21 protein-coding genes are annotated in these 24,851 nt (G+C 64.7%); 9 read left to right on the forward strand and 12 right to left on the reverse strand.

Annotation, left to right across the window (positions count from 1 at the left end):
* Positions 1-215: 215 nt before the first annotated feature.
* From ACX3OZ_RS18775 to ACX3OZ_RS18790, 4 genes are all read right to left on the reverse strand, one after another.
* A complete protein-coding gene (locus ACX3OZ_RS18775) occupies positions 216-2,876 on the reverse strand; it encodes a bifunctional diguanylate cyclase/phosphodiesterase (RefSeq protein WP_459105185.1) in 2,661 nt (886 codons plus the stop codon).
* Positions 2,877-3,006: 130 nt separating this feature from the next.
* Complete coding sequence (locus ACX3OZ_RS18780; RefSeq protein ID WP_459094500.1) at positions 3,007-3,771, reverse strand: DeoR/GlpR family DNA-binding transcription regulator; 765 nt, start codon at positions 3,769-3,771, stop codon at positions 3,007-3,009.
* Positions 3,772-3,837: 66 nt separating this feature from the next.
* The gene (locus ACX3OZ_RS18785; RefSeq protein WP_459105186.1) at positions 3,838-4,392 is read right to left on the reverse strand and encodes a gamma carbonic anhydrase family protein; all 555 of its coding nucleotides are present in this window, start codon (positions 4,390-4,392) and stop codon (positions 3,838-3,840) included.
* Between the two features lie 10 nt (positions 4,393-4,402).
* Positions 4,403-5,812, reverse strand: a complete 1,410-nt coding sequence (locus ACX3OZ_RS18790; RefSeq protein WP_459105187.1) for a protein adenylyltransferase SelO — start codon at positions 5,810-5,812, stop codon at positions 4,403-4,405.
* A 106-nt stretch (positions 5,813-5,918) separates the two neighbouring features.
* On the opposite strand from ACX3OZ_RS18790, the gene ACX3OZ_RS18795 reads away from it, so the two are divergent.
* Entirely contained in the window at positions 5,919-6,602 is a 684-nt protein-coding gene (locus ACX3OZ_RS18795) for an HAD family hydrolase (RefSeq protein ID WP_459105188.1), read from the forward strand.
* A 364-nt stretch (positions 6,603-6,966) separates the two neighbouring features.
* Positions 6,967-7,842, forward strand: a complete 876-nt coding sequence (locus ACX3OZ_RS18800) for a cell wall hydrolase (RefSeq protein ID WP_459105189.1) — start codon at positions 6,967-6,969, stop codon at positions 7,840-7,842.
* Positions 7,843-8,462: 620 nt separating this feature from the next.
* Here the strand turns inward: ACX3OZ_RS18800 and pckA are convergent.
* Entirely contained in the window at positions 8,463-10,058 is a 1,596-nt protein-coding gene (gene pckA / locus ACX3OZ_RS18805) for a phosphoenolpyruvate carboxykinase (ATP) (RefSeq protein ID WP_459105190.1), read from the reverse strand.
* A 261-nt stretch (positions 10,059-10,319) separates the two neighbouring features.
* On the opposite strand from pckA, the gene ACX3OZ_RS18810 reads away from it, so the two are divergent.
* From ACX3OZ_RS18810 to ACX3OZ_RS18835, 6 genes are all read left to right on the forward strand, one after another.
* A complete protein-coding gene (locus tag ACX3OZ_RS18810; protein WP_316358099.1) occupies positions 10,320-11,030 on the forward strand; it encodes a response regulator transcription factor in 711 nt (236 codons plus the stop codon).
* Positions 11,031-11,038: 8 nt separating this feature from the next.
* The gene (locus ACX3OZ_RS18815) at positions 11,039-12,856 is read left to right on the forward strand and encodes a stimulus-sensing domain-containing protein (RefSeq protein ID WP_459105191.1); all 1,818 of its coding nucleotides are present in this window, start codon (positions 11,039-11,041) and stop codon (positions 12,854-12,856) included.
* Between the two features lie 9 nt (positions 12,857-12,865).
* The gene (locus ACX3OZ_RS18820; RefSeq protein WP_459094507.1) at positions 12,866-13,336 is read left to right on the forward strand and encodes an HPr kinase/phosphorylase; all 471 of its coding nucleotides are present in this window, start codon (positions 12,866-12,868) and stop codon (positions 13,334-13,336) included.
* Positions 13,337-13,499: 163 nt separating this feature from the next.
* Positions 13,500-13,901 (forward strand): PTS sugar transporter subunit IIA, encoded by a 402-nt coding sequence (locus tag ACX3OZ_RS18825; RefSeq protein WP_459094508.1) that lies wholly within the window; start codon positions 13,500-13,502, stop codon positions 13,899-13,901.
* Positions 13,901-14,212 carry an HPr family phosphocarrier protein gene (locus ACX3OZ_RS18830; protein WP_459094509.1) on the forward strand — a complete coding sequence of 104 codons (312 nt, stop codon included), beginning with the start codon at positions 13,901-13,903 and terminating at the stop codon, positions 14,210-14,212. Before ACX3OZ_RS18825 ends, ACX3OZ_RS18830 begins: the two co-directional genes overlap by 1 nt.
* Before the next feature lie 565 nt (positions 14,213-14,777).
* Positions 14,778-16,667, forward strand: coding sequence for a bifunctional sugar phosphate isomerase/epimerase/4-hydroxyphenylpyruvate dioxygenase family protein (locus tag ACX3OZ_RS18835; protein ID WP_459105192.1), 1,890 nt, complete (start codon positions 14,778-14,780; stop codon positions 16,665-16,667).
* Here ACX3OZ_RS18835 and ACX3OZ_RS18840 read toward each other — a convergent pair.
* The 6 genes from ACX3OZ_RS18840 to ACX3OZ_RS18865 form a co-directional block, all read right to left on the reverse strand.
* Complete coding sequence (locus ACX3OZ_RS18840) at positions 16,664-18,115, reverse strand: aldehyde dehydrogenase (protein WP_459094511.1); 1,452 nt, start codon at positions 18,113-18,115, stop codon at positions 16,664-16,666. The two genes, ACX3OZ_RS18835 and ACX3OZ_RS18840, sit on opposite strands and share 4 nt — an antisense overlap.
* 40 nt (positions 18,116-18,155) lie before the next feature.
* Positions 18,156-18,869 carry an ABC transporter ATP-binding protein gene (locus ACX3OZ_RS18845; RefSeq protein WP_459094512.1) on the reverse strand — a complete coding sequence of 238 codons (714 nt, stop codon included), beginning with the start codon at positions 18,867-18,869 and terminating at the stop codon, positions 18,156-18,158.
* The gene (locus tag ACX3OZ_RS18850; protein WP_459105193.1) at positions 18,862-19,587 is read right to left on the reverse strand and encodes an ABC transporter ATP-binding protein; all 726 of its coding nucleotides are present in this window, start codon (positions 19,585-19,587) and stop codon (positions 18,862-18,864) included. Before ACX3OZ_RS18850 ends, ACX3OZ_RS18845 begins: the two co-directional genes overlap by 8 nt.
* Positions 19,584-20,501 (reverse strand): branched-chain amino acid ABC transporter permease, encoded by a 918-nt coding sequence (locus ACX3OZ_RS18855; protein WP_459094514.1) that lies wholly within the window; start codon positions 20,499-20,501, stop codon positions 19,584-19,586. The genes ACX3OZ_RS18850 and ACX3OZ_RS18855 overlap by 4 nt, the downstream gene beginning before the upstream one ends.
* The gene (locus ACX3OZ_RS18860) at positions 20,498-21,280 is read right to left on the reverse strand and encodes a branched-chain amino acid ABC transporter permease (protein ID WP_459105194.1); all 783 of its coding nucleotides are present in this window, start codon (positions 21,278-21,280) and stop codon (positions 20,498-20,500) included. Before ACX3OZ_RS18860 ends, ACX3OZ_RS18855 begins: the two co-directional genes overlap by 4 nt.
* A gap of 250 nt (positions 21,281-21,530) precedes the next feature.
* On the reverse strand, positions 21,531-22,766 hold the full coding sequence (locus ACX3OZ_RS18865) for an amino acid ABC transporter substrate-binding protein (RefSeq protein WP_459105195.1): 1,236 nt from the start codon (positions 22,764-22,766) through the stop codon (positions 21,531-21,533).
* 177 nt (positions 22,767-22,943) lie between these two features.
* Here ACX3OZ_RS18865 and ACX3OZ_RS18870 point away from each other — a divergent pair, with 177 nt between their 5' ends.
* Entirely contained in the window at positions 22,944-23,837 is an 894-nt protein-coding gene (locus tag ACX3OZ_RS18870; protein ID WP_459105196.1) for an AraC family transcriptional regulator, read from the forward strand.
* On the opposite strand, the gene pcaQ is transcribed toward ACX3OZ_RS18870, so the two are convergent.
* Positions 23,838-24,761: a pca operon transcription factor PcaQ gene (pcaQ, locus tag ACX3OZ_RS18875; RefSeq protein ID WP_459094518.1), complete on the reverse strand. Its 924-nt coding sequence runs from the start codon at positions 24,759-24,761 to the stop codon at positions 23,838-23,840.
* Positions 24,762-24,851 lie beyond the last annotated feature (90 nt).

A 24,851-nucleotide genomic window follows, 5' to 3' on the forward strand; every position in this document is an offset into this window, starting at 1 on the left:
TGGATCGCGGCGATAGACCCCGCGCACGGCAATGTCCGCGCTGAGCGATTGCAGCGCCAGCGCATGCGGCTTGGCGCCCATGCCGGCCCCGATCACGCCAAAAATGAACCGTCCCTGTTCGTCGCCCATCGCCGCATTCCTCCTGCACACTATGCAGCGATCAATGCCTGATGGGGGCGAGTTTGAGAAGGGCGGGTAGCCGCAATCTGGCCGCTCTAGGAGGCGCGCCGCCACGCTTTGGTGGTGAGGAAGGTTTCGAGATCGGCCGGGCTGAGCGGGCGGGAGAAGGCAAAGCCCTGCAGAATATCGCAGCCCAGATCGCGCAGGATGGCGGCATGCTCCATGGTCTCGACGCCCTCGGCCACCACCTCGATGCCCATCGATTTGCCGATATCGACAATGGACGCCAGCAACTGGCGCTGCCCCGGATCGACGAGGATCGGATTGACCAATTGCCGGTCGATCTTGAGGCGCTTGGGCCGCAGCTTCTGCAGCGAGACGATGGAGGCGTAGCCGGTGCCGAAATCGTCGATTTCGACATCGATGCCCAAATCCTTGATCTGGTCGATGTTCCAGCCGACCACGGCGTCGCCTTCATCGAGATAGATCGATTCCACCAGCTCGAAGCTCAGCCGTCCCGGCGCGATATCGAGCTGACGCAACCCGGCGATCAGGTCCTCGTCGTCGAGCCGGCGTAGCGACACATTGACCGAGGCGCGCGGCACCCCCAATCCCAAACCGTCCCAACGTTTCTGCGCGGCCAGCGTCTGCTCAAGGATCAGCCGGTCGAGCGTGGCGACGACATTGAGCTCTTCGGCAATGCGCATGAAGGCGTCGGGCGCCTTGATGCCCTCGCTGGGATGCTGCCAGCGCGCCAGCGCCTCCACCCCGACCACTTCGAGCGTGTGGGCATCGAACTGCGGCTGGAACCAGGCGACGAATTCATGGCGCTCCAGCCCGCTGAGAATTTCGTCGGCGATCCGCTTGGTGCTGACCACTTCGGCCTGCAGCGTCTCGGAGAAAAACTCGTAGCGGTTGCGGCCGCGCGCCTTGGCCCGATACAGCGCGATATCGGCATTGATCAGCAGCCGTTTGGCGTCGATTTGCGGGCCACGATCGGCGGCGATGCCGATACTGACGCCGAAGCGGCACTGATGGCCCTCATAGGTGGCCGGCTGGCGCATCTGTCGGACGATGCGCTCGGCCAGCGTGCCCAGTTGGATATCGCCATCGCTGGCGGTGGTGAGCACCACGAATTCATCGCCGCCGATGCGGGCCACGAAGTCGGCAGCACTGCAATTATGGCGCAACACCGCGCTGGCATGGATCAGCATGGCGTCGCCGGCGGCGTGGCCCAGCGTGTCGTTGATCTGCTTGAAGCGGTCGAGATCGATATGCAGCAGCGCCATGGTGCCACTGCCCTGGCAGCCCTCGGCCGCCAGCCGCTTCAGCATCTCGTCGAGATAGCGCCGGTTGGGCAGGCCGGTCAGGCTGTCATGCAGGGCATTGTGCTCGATGCGGACGCGGGCGAGTTCCAGCTCGCGATTGCGCGCCTCGGTGAGCTGGGTGGCGCGGCGCAGATCCTCGTTGAGGACCACGTCCTCGGTGATGTCCCAATTGACGCCGACCAGCTTTTCCGTCGCGCCGGGCTCGTGGAACAGCGCCCCGACCGAGCGGATATGGCGCACCTGGCCATCGGGCAGCAGCACCCGATAATCGGATTCATAGCGCCCGGTGGCGGCGATCATACGCTTGAATTCGGCGTCGGCGCGCTCCCGGTCATCGGGGTGCAGCGCCTGGTGCCAATGGCTGAGATTGCGCGCGCCGCCATCGGCGGGCAGGCCAAACAGCTCGCTGGTGCGCTCGTCCCAGTTTTCCGTGCCGTTGACCATGTCCAGTTCCCAGACGCCGACCTTGGACACGCCCAGCGCCAGCCCCAGCCGGCGCGACAATCGCGCCAGTTCGGCCTCGCGGATCTTGAGTTCGCGGAAATGCTGTTGCCGTTCGCCCACCAGACGTCCGGTGATGACGATGGGCAGCAGGATCAATGCGCTGGCGGCCATCATCGCCACGCGCAGCAGCCAACTGCCGTCCTGGGCCATCCAGCCGCCCTTGGGCACGGCGGCGATTTCCCATGAGCCAAATGGCAGCGCCACCTCGGCGGTCACCGGGTTGGCGGCGTCGAGGTTGCGGCCGAAAAAGCGCGAGCCATTGCCTCCAGTGGCGTCCCTGCCGGTGATTGAGATGTCGATATCCTGGTCTGCGGTCAGCAGGCCGCTATCGCGATATAGCCGTTCGACATCGACCACCGCCGAAACCACGCCCCAGAACCGGGGTCCGTCAGGCCCGTCGAGATAGACCGGAAAGCGCCCGACAAAGCCGCGTCCGCCCTGCACCAGATCGACCGGACCGGCCAGCAGCAGCTTGCCGGTATCGCGGGCCCGCAGCACGCCTTCGCGCTGGGCATCGTTTTTCAGATAATCCAGCCCGATGGCCCGCTCATTGCCTTCCAGCGGAAAGGTCATAGAGACCACCAAATCCGGCGCCCCCGCCACGGAATGCAGCTGGCTCTGTTCCTCGAACAGGTTCGACACCAGGGCGGCAAAGCGCTCCTGCTGCATCTCCGGTTCGGTGGCAATGGTGGCGACCAGCCCCCGGATCAATTGGATATTGCTGTTGATATTGCCTTCCAGCTTGGCACGGATCAGCGATACCTGCGCCAACACCCCGGCGCGCATCCGCTCTTCATGCAGGACGCTGCTCTGCCGGTCGAGGATCACCCCGCCGACCACCAGAACGGCCAACGCCACCAGCGTCGGCAGGACGATGGGCCGTAGCCAGGCCAGGCGATGCTCGTGCAGAGGGGACTCGTTCAAAGCCAAGGGTAACCGCCAATCGTCACGGCCCTTCTGGCCCGTCTGCGCCATGATGTGCCGCGACGGTTTAACTTTCGCTTATTTTGCCGGCGAACTGGCCCGGTGGTTAGCGCTGACCTAACGCCGCCGGTCATTGCGCTTCAATCAGCGCCACCCCGGCCGCCGCACATTGCGCCCGAAACCGTTCCGAGGGGCAGCGGTCGGTGACGAAGGTGCCGATCTGGTCGATCCGGGCAATGCGCACCGGCGCCGAGCGGGCGAACTTGCCCTGGTCGGCCACCAGAATGACATGGCGCGCATTGGCGATGATGGCCTGCGCCACCTTGACCTCGCGATAGTCGTAATCGAGCAGCGCGCCTTCCTCGTCGAGCGCCGAGGCGCCGATAATGGCGTAGTCGACCTTGAACTGGGAAAAGAACCCCGCCGCCGCCTCGCCGACAATGCCGCCATCCGAGGGGCGCACAATGCCGCCGGCGATCACCACCTCGAAGCGGGGGTAGACCCGCAGCCGATTGGCGACATTGATATTGTTGGTGACCACCAGCAGGCCCGAATGCTCGATCAGCGCCTGGCCGACCGCCTCGGTGGTGGTGCCGATATTGATGAACAGCGACGCATCATTGGGGATCAGCGCCGCCGCGGCCCGGCCAATGGCGCTCTTGGCCTCGGCGGCAATGCGCCGACGCGCCTCATATTCGAGATTTTCCACGCCCGATGGCAGCACCGCCCCGCCATGCACCCGGCTGAGCAGCCGCTGCCCGCACAACGTGTTGAGATCCTTACGGATGGTTTGCACCGAAACGGCAAAGTGACCCGCCAGCTGATCGACCATGACCCGCCCCTGGCTGCGGGCCAGCTCAAGAATAGCCAGATGCCGTTCGGAAGTTTCGTTCATCGCTGGGCTTTCGTTTTGCGATAAGTTTATCGCCAAACGAAAGCGGGGGGAAGCAGGTCTATCCCACTATGCCGGCTCGAAATCCCCCGGCCGGGCCGTCACATCGACCAATCCGGTGGCAAAGCGCTTGGCGTTGCGGACATAGCGGTCGGCCGAGGCGGTCAGCGCCTTTTCTCCCTCGGCGTCGATCTCGCGCACGACCTTGCCGGGGGCGCCGACCACCATGGAATTGTCCGGGATCACCTTGTTTTCGGTGATCAGGGCATTGGCGCCGATCAGGCAGTTCTTGCCGATTTTGGCGCCGTTGAGCACCGTCGCGCCCATGCCGATCAGCGTGTTGTCGCCAATAGAACAGCCATGGATGATGGCGGAATGGCCGATGGTGCAGTTTTCCCCGATGCTTAGCGGATAGCCGGTGTCGGTATGCAGCACGCAGTTTTCCTGCACATTGCTGCGCGCGCCAATGGTGATGGTCTCGATATCGCCGCGCGCCACCACGCCGAACCAGATGCCCACTTCAGACCCGACCACGACATCGCCGATCAGCACGGCGGTCGGCGCGATCCAGCCCAGATCGGGGGCGAGTTGCGGGGCAATGCCATCAAGGGCAAAAATCGGCATTTGGGTCTCCTCAGGGCTTGATGGAATAGGCATCGCGCATCTCGGCGATTTCCGAAAGCGTGTTTTCAAACAAGGTCCAGTCGTCGCGCTCGGCGATCGGTGCCCAGATGGCTTCGACCTCATCGATCAGCATGCTCCGCGGCGTGCGGCGGGCGAAATAGGCATGCCCGAGATTGAGGTCGTCGGCGACTGCGTAATGTTCCATTCCATCGGCGATGGGGCGGAACGCCTCGCTGGCATAAAACGCTGCCGAGGGACTGGCCGCCGCGCGCTCGGCGCTGAGCCCGCCGCCGCGCCAGTCGAAGAAAAACTGCTCATAAGGCGCCTTGCTGGCGCCAAGGAAGCCGAACAATTCGGTGACGAACGCACTATCGGCCTCGGTGTCGCGCGGCTTGAGGCCGAGCCGGCGCAGCAATTGCCGGGGCAGTTCGGCGCGGAAGATCGGCCACACCGTGTTGAGCGCCGGCTCCAGCCGCTCGATGCTGGCGAGCGGCAACAGGCATTCGGCCAGCCGGGTCAAATTCCACGCCAGCGTGTCGGGCTGGCGGCCAAAACTATAAAGCCCGGTCTCATCAAAATAAGCGGCGGTGAAGTCCGGGTCGTAAGCCGGTAAAAAGCGCCAGGGGCCATAATCGAAACTCTCGCCAGTGATGTTGATATTATCCGTGTTCAGCACCCCGTGGATAAATCCGGCAGCAATCCATTGCGCGCCGAGCATTGCCACCTTGGCCACGACCGCCTCGAGGAAGGCCGCCGGCTTGTCGGCAGCATTGGCCAGTTCGGGATAATAATTGGCGATGCAATAATCGAGCAGCTGTTCCAGCCCAGCCTGATCCTCGAGATAGGCCAGCCGCTGAAAGCTGCCGATGCGGATATGGCTGTGGCTGAGCCGCACCAGCACGGCAGAGCGCGTCGGCGACGGCTCGTCGCCGCGATAGAGAGCTTCCCCGGTCTCGATCAGCGAAAAGCTCTTGGAGGTGTAGACGCCGAGCGCTTCGAGCATTTCGGTGGCCAACACCTCGCGCACCCCGCCCTTGAGGGTCAGCTTGCCATCGCCGCCGCGCGACCACGGCGTCTTGCCGCTGCCCTTGGTGCCGAAATCGAGCAGCCGGCCGTCTGCAAGGTCATAGCCCTGCGCAAACAGGAAACCGCGCCCATCGCCGAGATCGGCATTGTAGCTGCGGAACTGGTGACCGTGGTAACGCAGCGCCAGCGGTTGCGGCAGCGAGCCGGGCAGGGGCTCGAAGCGACCGAAATGGGCGAGCCATTGGTCGTCACTGAGCTCGGCCAGCCCCATCCGCCTGGCCCAGCGCTGGTCGCGGTGGCGCAGAATGGTCTGGGGGAAGTCGGCAGGGGTGACGCGATCAAAGAAGGCATCGCCGAGCGACAGGTGATTTTGAGCGGGCTGAAAGTCGGACATGGGGTGCAACGCTAGCATAGTGCCAGAAAACTGGCAGCATGCTTGCAACCCTGCCTTTCGCCCAGCTGACTGGCGCAAACCGACAAATCGCCCTATATCGACACTAATGAACGCCCATTCTGATCTCCTGCGCCTTGCGCCCTTTCAGGCCGTCATTTTCGATATGGACGGCACCATCCTCGACACCGAAAGCGTGTTCCGCACCATCGTCTTCGAGGTCTGCACTGACCTTGGCTTCGAGATGACCGATGATGTGCATCGGTCCATGGTCGGCGGCAGCCACGAGCGCACCAATCAATTGCTGCTCGAAGCCTATGGTGTCAGCTTCCCCTATTCCCTGTTCGACGAGCGCTGCCGGGTCATCATGACCGAGCGCACCGAGGGCGGCGTGCCGGTCAAGCCCGGCGCCCGTGAATTCATTGGCGAATTGCATGCCCGCGGCATTCCCACCGCTGTCGCCACCTCGTCGCGCCAGCCCCACGCGCTGCATCATCTGGGGGCCGCCGGCCTGCTGGAGATGTTCCAGACCATCGTCACCCGCGACGACGTCATCCATCCCAAGCCGCATCCCGAGCCCTATCTGATCGCGGCGCAGCGCCTCGGCATCGATCCGCTGCTGTGCCTGGCGCTCGAAGACAGCAATGCCGGCGTCCATGCCGCTCATGCCGCCGGCATGCAGACCATCATGGTGCCCGATCTGGTGCATCCCAATGCTGCCACCCAGGCCCTCGGCATCGCCGTGGTGGAGAGTCTCAATCAGGTTCATCTGGCCGCTTTCGGCCGTTCCTGAACCCGCGCCGGGGCCGGGACTCGTTCCCGGCCGGCAACACTCCACAGCGATGTTCGGGGTGTTTGTTTAACCTTTAAAACTTTATCCAATGCGGCAAGCTCCTCTTCACCACGGGGCAAGTCCTTCTATTTCTTGGGTTTTCATCCGGCCCCGGGTGGATTAACCCTACTTTAAGAAGCTAACCTGCATGGTTAAGCAGCCGTAAATTTCGACTTCCATCCCTTTGCATCCTTGGTTAGGGTGCCGGCCGGGAAGTGAGCTGGGACCGCAATGACGGGACCGGCCAAAGAAGGCCCGCCGGATATGGCCGGACGGGCTCACGAGTAAGGACGGGGCATTGGGGCAGACTTGGCGAGATATTGCGGTGCGTGCGGTTTCGCATGTGCTTGCCCTGAGCGCGCTGGCGCTCGTGCTCTTCGTTACGCTTGTCCCTGTTCATGCCCAGACCATCCGTGTCGCCGATGTAACCCCGCTGCCGGTGCCCGCCGATCTGGTGTCGCTGCGCGATCGCCCGGCGCTTGGCCCCATCGCGGTGCCGCTGGCCCCCGGCCAGCAACCCCTGACCGCCGCATTGCTCACCAACTATGTCGAGCGCCAGCAGGCGCTGCGCGCTGTTGACGTGCAGGCCAGCCTGCCGGAAGGCGAACTCACCACCGACGTGCTGATGGGCTACATCGCGCGCGGCTCGCTGGGCGGCAACAGCGCCGTCTCGGCCATTGCCAGCTTCACCAATCCGGCCGCTGCCCGGCCCGAACCGGCGCTGAACGCCTCGGCGCTCGCTGCCTATATCGAGAGCGGCTACCAGCCGCTGGCGCAGCGCCTCGACCATGCCAATGCCGAGCGCGATTGCCTGGCTCAGGCGATCTATCACGAAGCGCGCGGCGAGAGCGAAACCGGCCAGCTGGCGGTGGCCAATGTCATCGTCAACCGCGCCCGCTCGGGCAAGTTCCCCTCGACGCTGTGCGGCGTGATCTACCAGAACGCCGACAAGGGCCGCTATCGCTGCCAGTTCACCTTTGCCTGCGACGGCCGCACCGATGTCGCCGGCGAACGCCGCGCCTGGGACCGTTCCGCGCAGATGGCCGAAGCCGTCTATACCGAATTCGCGCTGGGTGAAAAGGTCGGCGCCGTGCCGGGCTCGGCCCTTTACTACCACACCACCAATGTCCGCCCGTCCTGGGCCGATACCTACAGCGCCGTCGCCCAGATCGGCTCGCATATCTTCTACTCCCCCAACTGAGTTTCCCAGTCGTTCAGCCATGCTGAAGCGCCGCGCCGGCCAGATGCCGCGCGGTGCGTTTTGACGAGCGGAGCCCCGAGGCGACTGCGCCTCTGGAATTGAATAATAAATGAGACGAAACCGCCTCGGGGCGTCGGGTTTTTCTCGGAAGGCAGACCGCAAGCCCCAGCATGAAACCGTAGCCTCATGCCCGAATGCCCCATCCGCACAGCCCAGGGCGAAGCGCGACCTCCACCCTCCCGACCGTCTTGCCGGACACCGGTCGCTGCAGCGCCGCCCGTATCCCGGAAAGATGAGGGGGAGTGTGGCACGGGAATTGGGGGCGGGGATAAGATGGATAAGTGGGGCGCTCCGGGCGCCCCACAAACCCGATGTCATCCCGGCCTTGAGCCGGGACCCATCCTGAGGTGCCGGAGAAACCACCTTGCGGCTGGGATGACATCTCGAGATGGGCCCCGGCTCAAGGCCGGGGTGACACGGTGGGTGGGGCGGCTGTGGGGCGCCATAAGTTGTTCACGGCCCCGCAGCTTAGTGCGTGGGGAGTTCGGAGCACCGGCCTCCACCCAACAAAAAAAGGCGCCCCTGCGGGCGCCCTGAGTGATCTCGGGAGGAGATAGCTGTTATTCGGCGGCCTGGGCCAGATGTGGGCCGGGGGCGGCGTTGGCGGCGTCGCCGAATTTCTCGAAATTGGCGCGGAACAGCCCGGCCAGATGCAGGGCCTGCCGGTCATAGGCCTCGGCATCGCTCCAGGTGAGGCGCGGCGTCAGCAGGCGGGTTTCGACGCCGGGCACCAGCAATGGCACCTCAAAGCCGAACAACTCGTCCTGGCGCATCGCTACGTCGTCCAGCGCGCCATCGAGCGCGGCGGTCAACAGGCGCCGGGTAGACGCGATGTCGATGCGCTTGCCCACGCCATAGCCGCCACCGGTCCAGCCGGTATTGATCAGCCAGGCGCTGGCGCCGCTCTCGCGCAGCTTGTCGGCCAGCATGTCGCCATAGACCGTGGGGTGCAGCGGCATGAAGGGGGCGCCGAAGCAGGCCGAGAAAGTGGCCTGCGGCTCGGTGATGCCGCGTTCGGTGCCGGCCACCTTGGCGGTGTAGCCGGAGAGGAAGTGATAGACGGCCTGTTCAGGCGTCAGCCGTGCGATCGGCGGCAACACGCCAAAGGCGTCGGCGGTGAGGAACACCACGGTTTTGGGCGTGCCGCCGACGCTGCCCTTGGCGATGGCCGGCAGTACATGGATCGGATAGGCGGCGCGGGTGTTTTCGGTCAGCGACACGTCATCGAAATCGGGGGTGTGGCTGTCGTCGAGGATGACGTTCTCCAGCACCGTGCCGAAGCGCTTGGTGGCGGCGAAGATTTCGGGCTCGGCCTCGGGGCTGAGCCTGATGGTCTTGGCGTAGCAACCGCCTTCGAGGTTGAACACGCCGTCTTCGCTCCAGCCATGCTCATCGTCGCCGATCAGCGGGCGGGCCGGATCATTGCTGAGCGTGGTCTTGCCGGTGCCCGACAGGCCGAAGAACAGAGCGGCTTCGCCATCCTTGCCCAGATTGGCCGAGCAGTGCATCGGCAGCACGCCCTGGCGCGGGGCATGGAAGTTGAACAGCGAAAACACCGATTTCTTGATTTCGCCGGCATAGAGCGTGCCGGCAATGATCACGATATTGCGGCTCATATCGAGCGCGATCACCGTATCGGTGCGGCTGCCATGACGGGCCGGGTCGGCCTTGAAATGCGGCGCATGGACGATGGTGACGGCAGTTGGGTTGCTACCGGTCTCGACCATTTCGCCGGGACGGATCAGCAGATTGCGAATGAACAGGGCATGCCAGGCGCTCGGGGTCAGCACGGTAACGCCATATTGGTGGCGTGGATCGGCCCCGGCCAGCAGGTCCTGGCGGAACATGGCGTGGCCGCCCATGGCGTCCACGGCGTCGGCGAGCAGCACTTCGAACTGGGCCGGGCTCATGGCGCCCGAATTATCCCACCACACGCTGTTCTCGGTCAGCCCGTCGCGGACGATGAACTTGTCCTTGGGCGAGCGGCCGGTGAAGGCCCCGGTGCGCACCGAGACGGCGCCGTCGGCCGTCAGCGCGCATTCATCGCCCTGAACGGACCGTGCAACCAAGGCGGGGGCAATGTCGTTCACCGACACCGAACCGGCCCGGGCGGCGATCTGACTCCTGAGGGCTTCGTGGTCGAACAACACGCTCATAAGAAAACTCCAATGGTGGCGGCAACCCGATGATGCCGCCCACAATGGTGCTGAAATTACCGGAGCGAGGGGGCCTCCAGCCATCCCGAAATCGGTCGTAAGACTGAAGTTGCATCGCCTTCGGGGCGCAGGTTTGCCAGGGGCAGCGCATTGTACTGCCCTTGGCCGCGCCTTATTTAACGCGTAATTGTCGCCTGCAAGCATGCGGAACAGCCTATGATGCCGCATGCCGGCAGAGCGTCCGAACCAGAAAGGCAGAATATGCCAAAAATCGCCCTCGTCGATGACGATCGCAATATCCTGACTTCCGTGTCGCTGACTCTGGAGGCCGAGGGTTACCAGGTCGCCACCTATACCGATGGCGCGTCGGGACTCGAAGGCCTGACCACCGACAAGCCGGATCTGGCGATTCTCGATATCAAGATGCCCCGCATGGACGGCATGGAATTGCTGCGCCGCCTGCGGCAGAAATCCGACGTGCCGGTGATTTTCCTCACCAGTAAGGACGAGGAAATCGACGAGCTGTTCGGCCTCAAGATGGGCGCCGATGATTTCATCACCAAGCCGTTCAGCCAGCGTCTGCTGGTCGAGCGGGTCAAGGCCATCCTGCGCCGCTCGGCGCCGCGCGATCCCTCGACACCGCCGGGCACCCAGGAAGTGGGCGGCAAGGCGCTGATCGAGCGCGGCTCGCTGGTGATGGACGAAGAGCGCCACACCTGCACCTGGAAGGGCCAGCGCGTGACGCTGACCGTGACCGAATTCCTCATCCTGCAGGCGCTGGCGCTACGCCCTGGCGTGGTCAAGTCGCGCAATGCGCTGATGGATGCGGCCTATGACGATCAGGTCTATGTCGATGATCGCACCATCGACAGCCACATCAAGCGGCTGCGCAAGAAGTTCAAGGCAACCGACGATGATTTCGAGATGATCGAGACGCTGTATGGCGTCGGCTATCGCTTCAAGGAGCAGTAGGCACCGCAGTGGCCATTCTCGACCCCGAGCTGGAGCATAAATCCGAGTCGGCGCCTGACTGGCGCGGCTCGGAGCGCGAAGCCGTGGCCGAGCCCAAGCCCAGGCCGGAACGCCAGCGGCGCGGCTGGAATCTGGTGCTGACCCCGTTCCGCAAGCTGGTCAACGCCGTTGGCCGCTTTCTCAATTTCACCATTTTCTCCAGCCTGACCCAGCGCATCATCGTGCTCAATATGGCGGGGCTGCTGGTGCTGGTGGTGGGCATCCTCTACCTCAACCAGTGGCGCGCCGGGCTGATCGATGCGCGGGTGCAATCGCTGCGCGTGCAGGGCGAAATCATCGCCGCGGCGGTGGCGGCCTCGGCAACGGTCGATAGCGACGTTATCTCGATCAACCCCGATCGCCTGCTGCAATTGCAGGGCGATGGCACGGTGTCCTCGCTGTCCTATTTCGACCCTATGCTGGAATTTCCGATCAATCCCGAGCGGGTGGCGCCGCTGCTGCGCAATCTGATCACCCCGACCAAGACCCGCGCCCGCATCTACGATCAGGGCGGGCTGATGATCTTGGACAGCGACAATATCTATGCGCGTGGCGAGGTGATGCGGCAGCTCACGGAGCCCCCGCCCGGCGGCAATTTCTTCCTGTGGGACTGGTGGAACGGCGTGCTGAGCTGGGTGCCGGGCGATAACTATCCCGTGTATCAGGAGTATGGCGTCGACGAAGGCAGCCGCTATCCCGAGGTGGCCTCGGCCTTGCAGGGCGCGGCGGCCGATTTCGTGCGGGTGGACGGGCAGAACCAACTGATCGTCTCGGTGGCGGTGCCGGTGCAGCGGCTGCGGGCCGTGGTCGGGGCCATTCTGTTGTCGACCGCGCCGGGCGATATCGATTCCATCGTGGCGCAGGAGCGCTGGGGCATTTTGCGCATCGCCCTGATTGCCGCCGCCGTGCAGGTCGCGCTGTCGCTGCTGCTGGCCGGCACCATCGCCGGGCCGATGCGGCGGCTGGCGGCGGCGGCCGAGCGGGTGCAGACCGCCGGCAATGCCCGCGCCGAAATTCCCGATTTCACTGACCGCCCCGACGAAATCGGCCATCTCAGCGGCGCGTTCCGCCGCATGACCGACGGGCTCTATAATCGCATCGAAGCCATTGAGCGCTTTGCCGCCGACGTGGCGCATGAGCTGAAAAACCCGCTGACCTCGCTGCGCAGCGCGGTGGAAACCCTGCCGCTGGCCAAACGCCCGGAAGACCGCGAGCGGCTCAATGCCATCATCCAGCATGACGTCAAACGGCTCGACCGGCTGATCACCGATATTTCCAGCGCCAGCCGGCTCGACGCCGAACTGGCCCGCGACAGTTCGGAGCGGGTCGATGTGGAAAAACTGGCCGAAGCCATGGTCTCGATCCAGAAGGACATGGCGCTGGGACGCGGCGTCACCGTGGAACTGGTCAAGCGCAGCGGCAAGGGGCCGGCGGTGCTCAATGGCCATGAAAGCCGGCTGGCGCAGGTGCTGGCCAATCTGATCGACAATGCCGTGTCGTTCTCGCCCGAGGGCGGGGTGGTGCGCGTGGCGCTGGCCACCGATGCCGACGACATCACCGTCACCATTACCGATGAAGGCCCCGGCATCACCGGCGATTCCACCAAGATCTTCCAGCGCTTCTATACCGACCGCCCCGATGCCGAGAGCTTCGGCGACCATTCCGGGCTCGGCCTGTCGATCTCCAAGCAGATTGTCGATGCGCATAAGGGCACCATAAGGGCGCATAATCGGACCGATCGCTCCGGCGCCGTGTTTACAATTGTGTTGCCGCGCGCCCGCAAATAGATTGGCCGGATGAGTAAACCGAAAAACGTGCACGGCACTGGATTGTTATTGGGTTCGACCGGGGTGCTGCTGCGCGGCCCGTCGGGCGCCGGCAAGTCCGTGCTGGCGCTGTCGCTGCTTGATCGCTGGGAAGGGCGGGGCCTGCCGGCCTTTCTCGTCGCCGATGATCGGGTCGATCTGGTGCAGACCGGGCGTGACCTGAGCATGCGCGCGCCCGAAACCCTGGCCGGGCTGATCGAATTGCGCGGGCGCGGCATCGTCAAGCGGCCGCATCGCACGCTGGTCACGCTCAATCTGGTCATCGATCTGGTGCCCGAGTTGGTGCGCATGCTGGAGGAAGACGCCATGATCACCGAGGTCGCCGGCACCCAGTTGCCGCGCGCGCCGGTGCCCGCCGCCGGCATTGTCAGCGTCGGCCATCAGGTGCTGCTGGTGATCGAGGCAATTGCCGCACTGAACGAGGCAGACCCCGCGCCGTGACAAAAAACCACTTGAATCAATGGGCAACCGAGCCGAGACTGGCATCGGTTCAGGCCCATGGGCTATATTTGCGCCGGCAGCATGTTGCTGGTGACGAACAGAAATTACTGCAATGCCGTGGGCGCTGCGTCGCCGTCGCGGTACGGCAGGCTGGGGAATGTGCATGATTGGTCTGGTTCTGGTGACGCACGGCGCGCTTGCCAATGAATTCAAGTCGGCCTTTGAGCATGTCGTCGGCCCGCAGGAGTTCTGCGAAACGATCGCCATCGGCCCCGATGACAATATGGAAGAGCGGCGCAACGATATTCTGGCGGCGGTCGACCGCGCCGATGACGGCGCCGGCGTGATCATCCTCACCGACATGTTCGGCGGCACGCCCTCCAATCTGGCCATTTCGGTGATGCAGAATCGCGACGTTGAAGTCATTGCCGGGCTGAACCTGCCCATGTTGGTCAAGCTTGGCCGGGTGCGCAGCGATGTCGGTATCAAGGATGCGGTGAATCTGGCCCAGGAAGCGGGCCGCAAATATATCACCGTCGCCAATTCCATTCTTGGGGCCGGCTAGTGGACGGCGCGCCGGCAGGCGACCGCGCGGTCGCCCAGCAGCTCACCATCGTCAACCGCAAGGGCCTGCATGCCCGCGCCTCGGCCCGCTTCGTGCGCACCGCTGAGTGTTTTGACGCCAGTATCCAGGTGATCAAGGACGGCACCTCGGTGGGCGGCGATTCCATCATGGGGCTGATGATGCTGGGCGCCGGCCCGGGCAGCACGATCCTGGTGCAGGCCAGCGGCAAGCAGGCGCGCGAAGCGCTGGAAGCCATTGTCGAGCTGGTCAATAACGGCTTTGACGAGGATAGCGACGGGGCGGTGGAGTAGGGGCTTTGGCGGGCAGCAGGCCCTCCCAGAACACGATGTCATCCCGGCCCTGCGCCGGGATCCATCCTGAGATGCACCAACAAACCTGATCTCAATTGCGGCTTTCGCTCAAGTAGGGGCATCTCTGCGCGAACACCGTGCCCGCGGCACCCCCACCCTTGATCCCTCCCCACAAGGGGAGGGAGACGATGAACACAGCCATCGTAACCTGCGCCTCCCTCCCCTTGATGGGGAGGGATTGAGGGTGGGGTGGGGCCAAGCACGCCGATGCAGCCGTCCAACTTGAACAACCCGCGCCGTGGGGGCCGGCAATCTCCTGAACTCACCCCACCCCCGATCTCGCCGTCACATCCATCTCAGGATGGATCCCGGCTCAAGGCCGGGATGACACCGCGTTTTTGGATGCTGGCGTGAACCAACCCATCAAGGGGAATGAGGTTCGGTGCGCTTGGCCATATCGCGGCCAGGTCCCAGCGCCCGCCCACCACCCCGCCACCGACCATCTGCCCCATCTTGCAAATGTACGAACTAGTTCGTACGCTGCGACCAAATGGGGAGGATGGCTGTGCAGACCTCGATTGCGACCGTGTCGATCAGTGGCGATTTGCGGGAAAAGCTGGAGGCCATTGCGGCGGCCGGCTTTGATGGCGTCGAGATTTTCGAGAACGACTTCCTCGCCTATGACCGCTCGCCGCGCGAGGTCGCAGCCATGGTCGCCGATCTCGGGCTGACCATCACCCTGTTCCAGCCGTTCCGCGATTTCGAGGGCCTGCCCGAGCCGCAGCGGCGGCAGGCATTTGAGCGGGCGGAGCGCAAATTCGACCTGATGGGCGAGCTGGGCACCGAGCTGATGCTGATCTGTTCCAGCGTGTCGCCGCTGGCGCTGGGCGGCATTGACCGGGCCGCCGAGGATCTGCGCCAGCTCGGCGAAATTGCCGCGCGGCGCAATTTGCGCGTCGGCTATGAGGCGCTGGCCTGGGGCCGCCATGTCAATGATCACCGCGATGCCTGGGAAATCGTCCGCCGCGCCGACCACGCCAATATCGGCATCATTCTCGACAGTTTTCACACGCTGTCGCGTGGCATCGACCCCAATTCCATCCGCGCCATTCCCGGCGACAAGATTTTCATTGTGCAGCTGGCCGATGCGCCGCTGCTCGATATGGACCTGCTCTATTGGAGCCGACATTTCCGCAATATGCCCGGCGAGGGCGATCTGCCGGTGACCGATTTTATGCGCGCGGTGGCCGCCACTGGTTACAACGGACCGATTTCGCTGGAAATCTTCAACGATCAGTTCCGCTCCGGCTCGCCCCGCACCATCGCGGCGGATGGGCATCGCTCGCTGGTCTATCTGATGGATCAGGTGCGGCTGGCCGAGCCCGATATCGCCATCAAGGTGCCGGCGTTGCCGCCGCGGGTGGCGGTGCATGGCGTGGCCTTTGTCGAATTCGCCGCTGACGAGGCCGAGGCACAGGCCATGGCCAAGATCCTGCGCCAGCTCGGCTTTCGCCTGACCGGGCGGCACCGCAGCAAGGCAGTGGAGCGCTTCACCCAGGGCGAGATCAATATCGTCATCAATACCGAGCGCGAGGGGCTGGCCCATTCGGCCTATCTCACCCATGGCACCTCGGCTTATGCGCTGGGGCTGCAGGTGGACGACGCGGCGGCCACCGTCGAGCGGGCGCAGGCGCTGGGCGCGCAATTGTTCAGCCAGCGCGTCGGGCCTGACCTGCTGGCGATTCCGGCCATTCGCGGCATTGGTGGCGGGGTGATTTATTTCCTCGACGGCAAGAGTGAACTCGACCGGGTCTGGGATATCGAATTCGCCGCGGTGGACGATCCGACGCCATCGCTGGATGCGGGGCTGAGGCGGGTCGATCACGTCGCCCAGACCATGAATTACGAAGAAATGCTGACCTGGATTCTGTTTTATCGGTCGATCTTCATCGCGGAGAAAAGCCCGATGGTCGATGTGGTCGATCCCTCGGGGCTGGTACGCAGTCAGGTGATCGAAAATGCCGAAGGCACGCTACGGCTGACGCTCAACGGTGCTGAAAGTCACCGCACCCTGGCCGGGCGCTTCATCGCTGAAACCTTTGGCTCCAGCATCCAGCATCTGGCCTTTGCCAGCGACGATATTTTCGCCACGGCGGCTGCCTTGCGGCAAAACGGCCTGACGACGCTGGAGATTTCGCCGAATTATTATGACGATCTGCAGGCGCGGCTCGGCCTCGATACGGCCCTGCTGGAACAGCTGCGCGCCGCCAACATCCTTTATGATCGGGATGCCGACGGCGGGTTTTTCCAGCTCTATTCCGCCAATGTCGGCGAAGGCTTCTTCTTCGAGATCGTGCAGCGCGACGCCTATCGCGGCTATGGCGCGGTCAACGCCCCGTTCCGCATCGCGGCGCAGAAGCGCAGCCTCGCCCCGGCCAGCATGCCAATGCGCTAGATCGGGTAGTGGATCGGGCCATCCTGCACGGTGATCCAGCGCAGATCGGTGAATTCGGCAATGCCGGCGCGGCCGCCAAAGCGGCCATAGCCGGAGGCTTTGACGCCACCAAACGGCATTTGCGCCTCGTCATGCACGGTGGGGCCATTGATGTGGCAAATGCCCGATTCAATGCGGTTGGCCACCGCCATGGCGCGATTGACGTCGCGGCCGAACACCGCGGCCGACAGGCCATATTCGGTGTCATTGGCGACCCGCACGGCTTCGTCGACGCTGCCAACGCGGATGACCGCCACCAGCGGGCCGAAGGATTCGTCGCGATAGAGCTTCATGCCGGGGGTGACGCCATCGATGACGGTGGCCTGCATGATGGTGCCATCAATGCCGCCGCCGGCGACGATGCGCGCGCCTTTGGCCACGGCGTCCTTGATCAGTGCGTCGATGCGCTGGGCGGCGCCGAGATCGACCAGGCACCCGAGCGGTGTATTGCCGGCGCGCGGGTCGCCGGCCTTGAGCGAGGTGGCCTTGGCGGCGAGGGCGTCGACAAATGCATCGGCGATTTTGTCATCGATGACGATGCGCTCGGTCGACATGCAGATCTGGCCCTGGTTCATGAAGGCGCCAAACGCCGCCGCCGCAACGGCCTGCTCCAGATCGGCATCGTCCAGCACCACCAGCGGGGCCTTGCCGCCGAGTTCCAGCAAAGCCGGCTTGAGGTTGCGGGCAGCGAGTTCGGCGATGTGACGGCCGACGCGGGTCGAACCGGTGAAATTGACCCGGCGCACCGCCTTATGGGCGATCAGCGCCTCGACCAGTTCGGGCGCGTCTTCGGGGGCATTGGACACCACATTGAGCACGCCGGGCGGCAGGCCTGCATCCAGCAGCACATCGGCGATCAGGCGATGGGTGCGCGGGCAGATTTCGCTGGATTTGAACACCACGGTGTTGCCGCAGGCGAGCGGAGTCGCCAGCGAGCGGACGCCCAGGATCACCGGGGCATTCCACGGCGCGATCGAAAGCACGACGCCGGCAGCCTGCCGCACGCCATAGGCGGTGGAGCCGGGGCGGTTGGCGGGGATGATTTCGCCGGTGATCTGGGTGGTCAGCGAGGCCGCTTCGCGCAGCATTTCGGCAGCCAGCATGACGTTGAAACCGGCCCAGCCGGCAGTGGCGCCGGTTTCGGCGCCCATGGCGGCGATGAAATCATCGGTGCGGGCCTGTAGCCGGTCAGCGGCGGCCAGCAGGATTTTGCGGCGGGCCGCCGGGGCGGTGGCCGACCAGCCCGGAAAGGCGGTGGCGGCGGCGTCGGCAGCGCGCAGCGCGTCGTCCACCGTGGCGGCAGCGGCGCGGGTGGCGAGTTCGCCGGTGACGGGATTGTTGCGCTCGAAGGTGCCGCCGCCGCTGGCTTCGGATTCCTGGTTGTTGATGAGCAGGCCGAGATCGGTCATGCGGAAACTCCTGTTGAAACTGTGTGGTTGGGGCGCTGCATCACGCGGCCGCTCCCAGAAATGCCTGCTGCACGGCTGGGTCGCTGCGCAGGGCGTCGGCGGTGCCGGAGCCGGTGATGCGGCCGGCTTCCATGAGATAGCCGCGCTGCGCGATGCCCAGGCTCGCCTTGACGTTTTGTTCTACCACCAGCAGGGCGATGCCGGTCTGCTGAATGCGGGCGAGGGCGGCGAAGAGTTCAGTGGTGACGATGGGCGCGAGGCCGAGACTCGGCTCGTCCAGCATCAGCAGGCGCGGGCAGCTCATCAGCGCGCGGCCGATGGCCAGCATCTGCTGTTCGCCGCCCGACATGGTGCGGGCGATTTGCTGCTGGCGTTCGCCGAGGCGCGGAAACAGCTCCAGCACCAGCGCGCGTTGCCGGACCTCATGCGGGCGGGCGTGGCGCGTATAGGCGCCCAGCTCGAGATTTTCTGCCACGGTCAAATCGCCAAAGATGCCACGGCCTTCGGGGACTAGGGCGATGCCCTGCTCAAGAAAAGCATGCGCCGGGCGACCGAGCAGATTTTTGCCCTCCAGCGCGATAGTGGCGCCGGGGGCAGGGCGGACCAGTCCGGCAATAGCTTTGAGCAGGCTGGATTTGCCGGCGCCATTGGCGCCCAGCACGACGACGGTTTCGCCATTGGCCACGCTGAGCGAGACGCCGTTCAGCGCCAGATGCTTGCCGTAATGTAGCGAGAGGGGACCAACTTCAAGCATGCTCGTCCTCCAGATAGGCGCGGATCACTTCGGCGTGGGAGAGCACGTCGGCGGTCGGGCCATCGGCGATTTTTGTGCCGGTATTCATGACGATGCAGCGGCTGCACAGCGCTCGGACGGCGTCCATGACGTGCTCCACCAGCAGGATGGTGATGCCGCGCTGGCGCAGCGACGTGATCAGGTCGATGCCGGCGCGCAATTCGGTGGGGTTGAGCCCGGCCAGCCATTCATCGAGCAGCAGCAATTGCGGATCGCTGGCCAGCGCCCGGGCCAGCTCCATGCGCTTGAGGTCGATATAGGTCAGGCTATCGGCGGGCTGGGCGGCGCGACCGGCCAGACCCACTTCGGCCAGCAGAGCCTCAATTTGTGGCTCGGCCTCCTTGCCCCAGAGCGGGGCCTTGCGGAAGGCCAGCGCCGCCAGCACGTTTTCGCCGACCGTCAGCGAGGGCAAAGCGCGCACCAGCTGAAACGTGCGGGCGACGCCGCGATGGGCGATGCGCTCGGGGCCGAGTGTGCTGATGCTGTGGCCGGCGAGCGCGATGCTGCCTTCGCTCAGGGGCAAGTAACCCGAGATCATGTTGAGCGCCGTGGTCTTGCCTGAGCCATTGGGGCCGAGCAGGCCGACGGTTTCGCCCGCTGCGAGGTCGAAGGACAGGCCGTTGACGGCGGTGAGGCCACCGAAGCGCTTGGTGACGGCGTTGAGGCTGAGCAGGCTCATGCGCTGGCCTCCTTGCCGGAGAACCGGGAGCGCAGACTATCAAACGCCGCCAGCACGCCATTGGGCAGTACGAAGACGATGGCGATGAACAGCAGGCCCAGAATGATGGAATAGTGGTTGGGGAAATTGGCTGAGAGCCATTCAAACAGCAGGAACAGCGGGATCGCCCCCAGCAGCGGCCCGAACAGGCGATTGGGTCCGCCAAGCAGCGCCATGATGACGACGAGGAAAGAGGTGGTCGGATTGAACACGATGGACGGCTCGATATAGGTCCAGCGGGGCGCTTGAATGGCGCCGGCCAGGGTCATCAGCACGGCGCTGATGGAAAATAGCGTTAGCTTGGCGCTGGTGATGCGGATGCCGAGATGGCTGGCCACCACCGGATCGTCGCCGATGACGCGCAGCGCCAGGCCGATCTTGGATTGGCGCACCCACCAGGCGATGGCGAGGGTAAGGGCGAGCAGCGCCAGCAGCTGCCAGTAGATGTGTTCGGGCCCGAAGGGCAGGAAGACGTAGCGGCCCAAAGTGCGGGTGACGTTGACCTCGTAATAGGTCACCAACTGGCGCACCAGCTCGGTCAGCCCGAAGGTGAAAATGACGAAATAGATGCCGGCCAGGCGCAGAGTGGCGAGGCCCACCAGCAGCGCTACGATGAGGCCGATCCCAGCAGCGACCAGCAGCACCAAAGGGTAGGGCAGCGTTTCGCTGAGCACCGCGACGGTGTAGGCGCCGAGGCCGAAAAAGGCGACGGTGGCCAGAGAGATATAGCGGGTGGGCCCGGAGAACAGCGCCCAAGCGGTGGCCAGAATGCCATAGCCCAGAATGCCGATCATCAACCCAAGCGGGTAGGGGCCGACCAAAGCCGGGACGAAAGCCAGCGCCGCCAGGGCGATAAGGGCGAGGAGGAACTTCATGACGTGGCCTTGCCGAACAGGCCCTGCGGCCTGACCACCAGCACGGCAAGAAAAATCAGATAGGTCGCGGCCAGCGTCAGCCCCGGATCGATGAAGCTGGAGACCAGCGTTTCGACGAGGCCGAGGATCAGCCCGGCCACCAGCGCGCCCAGCAGATTGCCGACGCCGCCCATGATCACCACGATCAGCGCCTTCATGGTGAAGACCACGCCCATGGTGGCCGAGAAGGTCAGATACATCGACACCACGACCCCGCCGGCCGCGGCCAGCGCGCCGCCCATGGCGAAGGCAAAGCGGGCGACGCTATCGACATTGATGCCGACCAGCGGCGCCGACGCCGGATTGGCGGCGACGGCGCGAATGACGGTGCCGAAGCGGGTGCGGGTCAGCAGCAGGAACAGCCCGAGGCCGAAGACGATGGCCAGCACCAGCGCCAGTAGCCGATTGGCGGCGACAAAAAGCAGGCCAAAGGTGGCGAGGATCGAGTCGCCTTCCAGCCGCCCCCGGTCGCGCGAACGGCGGGCCAGCGGTTGCAGCATCACGGCATAGATCAGCCAGTTCAGCGCAAAGCCGAGCGGGATGATCAGCAGCATGCCGATGAGCGGATTGATGCCCAGCGCGCTGAACAGCACGAAGGCGGCAAAGCTGGCGGCGATGATGATGTCGCCATAGGCCAGGTTCATGATGCGCGCGACGCCATATTGCAGCGTCAGGCCCATGGCGACGAGGGCATAGGTGCCCCCGAGGACGAGGCCGGTGAGAATGGCGCTGAGCAGCATGGGCGCTCCGATGGTGGATAAGCACAATATGGCTCCCTCTCCCTTTGGGGGAGAGGGCTGGGGTGAGGGGGCGGTTCCATCGGTCCCGCTGAGCGTGGGCTCCCTCTCCCCTGAGGGGAGAGGGTGGGGTGAGGGGTTCAGTGCCAGTGAAGGGGATGGTGCCCATGCCGGACGCTGAACCCCTCACCCGACCCTTCGGGTCGACCTCTCCCCTCAGGGGAGAGGTGGCGGCCACTCCACTCGATTCGTCCTAAGCCGCAGGCACCCAGGCTGGCTTGGGCACCACGGGATCGCGGCTGCCGTCGCGTTCGGTGTGGGCGAGGCCGACAAATTTGCCGTCCTGCCACTGGCCGACGGTCCAGAGTCTGCGCAACTGGTTGTCGACCAGTTTCACCTTGCCGATGATGGTGTCGAATTCGCCGGTCGACAGTTCGGCGGTGATGGCTTCGCGGTCGATATCGCCGACCCGCTCGATGGCCTGGTGCAGCATTTCGAGGCTGGCATAGGTGATGGCGCTGGCCCAGCTATCGGGGGCCTGGCCGTTGAGCGCGGTGTGGCGCTCGAAATAGGCGGCGAGGGCTTCGCTGTCGGGGTCGATGCCGCCGACGCCCATCACGCCATTGTGGTTCGGCCCGGCAATGCCCGGATAGATCGGGAAGGCGGTGCCGACGCCGAGATAGAACACTTTTGGGCTGAAATTGGCGACCACCGATTGCTGGGTCAAAGCAAACGTATCGGGCGGATAGGAGAAGGCGACGAAGGTGTCGACGCCGAGCCCGGCAACGTCATTAATGATCGGGGCGAAGTCGGAGGTGCCGAGCGGATAGGTCTTGTCATAGACCAGCTCGAACCCGGCTTCGGTGAAGGCCGGCGTTGCGGCCTTGGACAGGTCGATGCCAAAGCCATCGGCAACCGAAGCGATGGCAACCTTGTTGTTGATGGTGCCGGCCTCGCGCTGCTTGACCAGCAATTGCACCAGCGCATTGGCATAGTCGTGGCCGCCGCCGAGCAACCAGAAGCTGTGCTTCCAGCGCTTGGCCAGATCGGGCGCCATGTCAGTGACGGCGGTGGCGCCCAGCTGCGGATAGCCGAAGCGATCAAAGGTCGGGCCGGATGCCAGATTGGCGCCGGTGCCCCAGGTCGGCAGGATCAGATCGACATTGTCCTGCGTGGCGAGGCGCTCGATGGCGCGCACGGTTTCCTCGGCGGCCGAGCGGTCGTCATATTCGGTGACTTCCAATGGCAGGGTGACGCCGAGCTTGCTCAGCTTGATGCCGCCAGCCTTGTTCACGTCATCGACCCACAGCAGATAGTTCGGCGTGGTGGAGATGCCGGCGCCGGCGGCATTGGCGCCGGTCTTGGAAATGGCATAGCCGATGCGGATGGCGCTGCGATCCTGCGCGAAAACCGGCAGGCCGGCCAAGGCGGTGGCCATGGCGCCGACGCCCATGCCCTGCAAGACGGTTCTACGGCTCAGATTGGTCATGTTTCCTCCCATGCCCGTCATGGCGGGCGCTCCCGAGTTCCCGGTTCCGGCGCTGACCTTGTTGGTCCTGATGCTGCCGGTTCCGACCCTGCCTTGACGGTAGGCCGAGGCTGATCGGGTTAAAATGGACATTACAGAAAGAGAAATGTACTTTTGACGGCAATTTGGAGGGGTGGCATGGTTGGCGCGGTGCGGATGCCGATGTCGGGGCTGGTACAGGATGTCGAGGTAGAAGACATCGCCGGGGCGCTGACGGTGAGCGAATGGGATTTTTCCGCCAGCAAATTGCGGCTGGGCGGGCATGGCTTCGTGCTGGCCTCGGGCCGGGGCGCTTTGCTGCTGGCCGGGAGCAGTCACGCGGTGGAAGGGCCCTGCGTCATCTGGCTGCCCAGCGGCAGCGTGGCGCGGGTGCGGCTCGATGCCGGGGCGCGCGGGGCGATGATGGCGGTATCCGATGCGGCGCTGGGCCGGGTGGTGCCGGCCAGCTCCATCGCCGGCCCATTGCGCCAGGCCATCGACCGGCCGCTGCTGGGCGTGCGGATTGAGCCGGCGGCGGCGCGCGCGACGGTGCGCGATCTCGAAGAGATGCGGCGCGAAACCATGCAGGATCTGCCCGGCACGCGCGAGGCGATCATCATCCGGCTCTGCCTGGTGCTGATCGCCTTCTGGCGGCTGGGCGGCGATGCCGTGGTGCGTCCGCAATCCTCGCCGCGCCATCTGGTACAGAGCTTTTTGCAACTGGTAGAGCTGAATGCGCGGGCGCAATGGCGGGTCGAGGACTATGCCCGCACGATGGGCGTCACGACCGATCGACTGACCACCGCCATTCGCCGGGCCACCGGGCAGAGCCCGCTGCAACTGGTGCATCATCGGCTGCTGGACGATGCGGAAAACCTGCTGCAGCGCTCGCCATTGCAGGTGCGCGAAATCGCCGACGCCCTGGGCTTTCGCGATGCCGGCTATTTCAACCGCTTCTTCGCCCGGCAGAGGGGCATTTCACCGGGCCGCTATCGTCAGCAAATGCTCCGGCAGCAGGCCGGCGCCGACGGCTCCTACGCCGCCTGGCCCTGATCAAGCCATATTGGCGACGACATCGCGCACGGTCTGCATGAAGCGGCTGCAGGCCAGGCTCGGGGTGGTATCGATGCGCGAGGTCAGGCCCACCGGGCCGGTGGTTTCCGAGGCCGAGAAGGGCAGCAGCGCCAATTGCCCATCCAGCACGTCCTGCGCCACCACGCCCTCGGAAATGATCCACACCGCATCGGTCTGGCGCACATAGGAACGGCCGAAGGCGTTGGACACGGTTTCGACCTCATCGCGCAGATTGGTCACGCCATTGGCAAACAGCATGCCGTCGACCGAGCGGCGGATCACCGAATCCGAGGTCGGCATCAGCGTCTGATAGGCCTCGATCATGCGCAGGTTGAACTGGCTTTCGGCCAGCAGCGGATGGCCAGTGCGCACCACCATCACCACGCGTTCGGAATAAAGATGCTCGAAGGACAGCCCGAGCATGGCGTCCGGCTCGGTCATGCGGCCGATGACCAGATCGACATCGCCGGTGCGCAGCAGCGACAGCAGGTAATTATTCGGCCCGGTAATGATGCTGGTGCGCACATTCTCGCCCTCGGCGGTGAAGGCCGAGACGGCGCTGGGCAGCACCCGCGCCGACACGGTGGGCAGCGCGCCGATCTTGAGCATGGTCGCGCCGGCCGCGTCGCTTGCCGCGTCGATGCCCTGGCGCAAGGCGGCCAGACTGGTGCTGGCATAGCGGTAAAACACTTCGCCAAACGGCGTCAGGAACAGCTTGCGCCGGCTGCGGTCAAATAACGGCTTGCCCAGCAGCTCTTCGAGTTCCTGAATGGTCTTGGACATCGCCGGCTGGCTGATATGCAGCGCTTCGGCGGCCCGGACCACGCTTTTGAGCCGGACCACTTCGAGGAAGCCATTGAGGTGTCGCAGCTTGATGCGCGGGTCGATACTGCTTCTGGCCATCCAATGGGCTCCGGTTATGTTTTTCGGCCGATCGGGCCGGGAACAGGCCGAAGGCGTCGCTTGATCCATAGTCGAGGGGTTATAGTTCGA

The sequence above is a fragment of the Devosia sp. A369 genome (assembly GCF_054489345.1).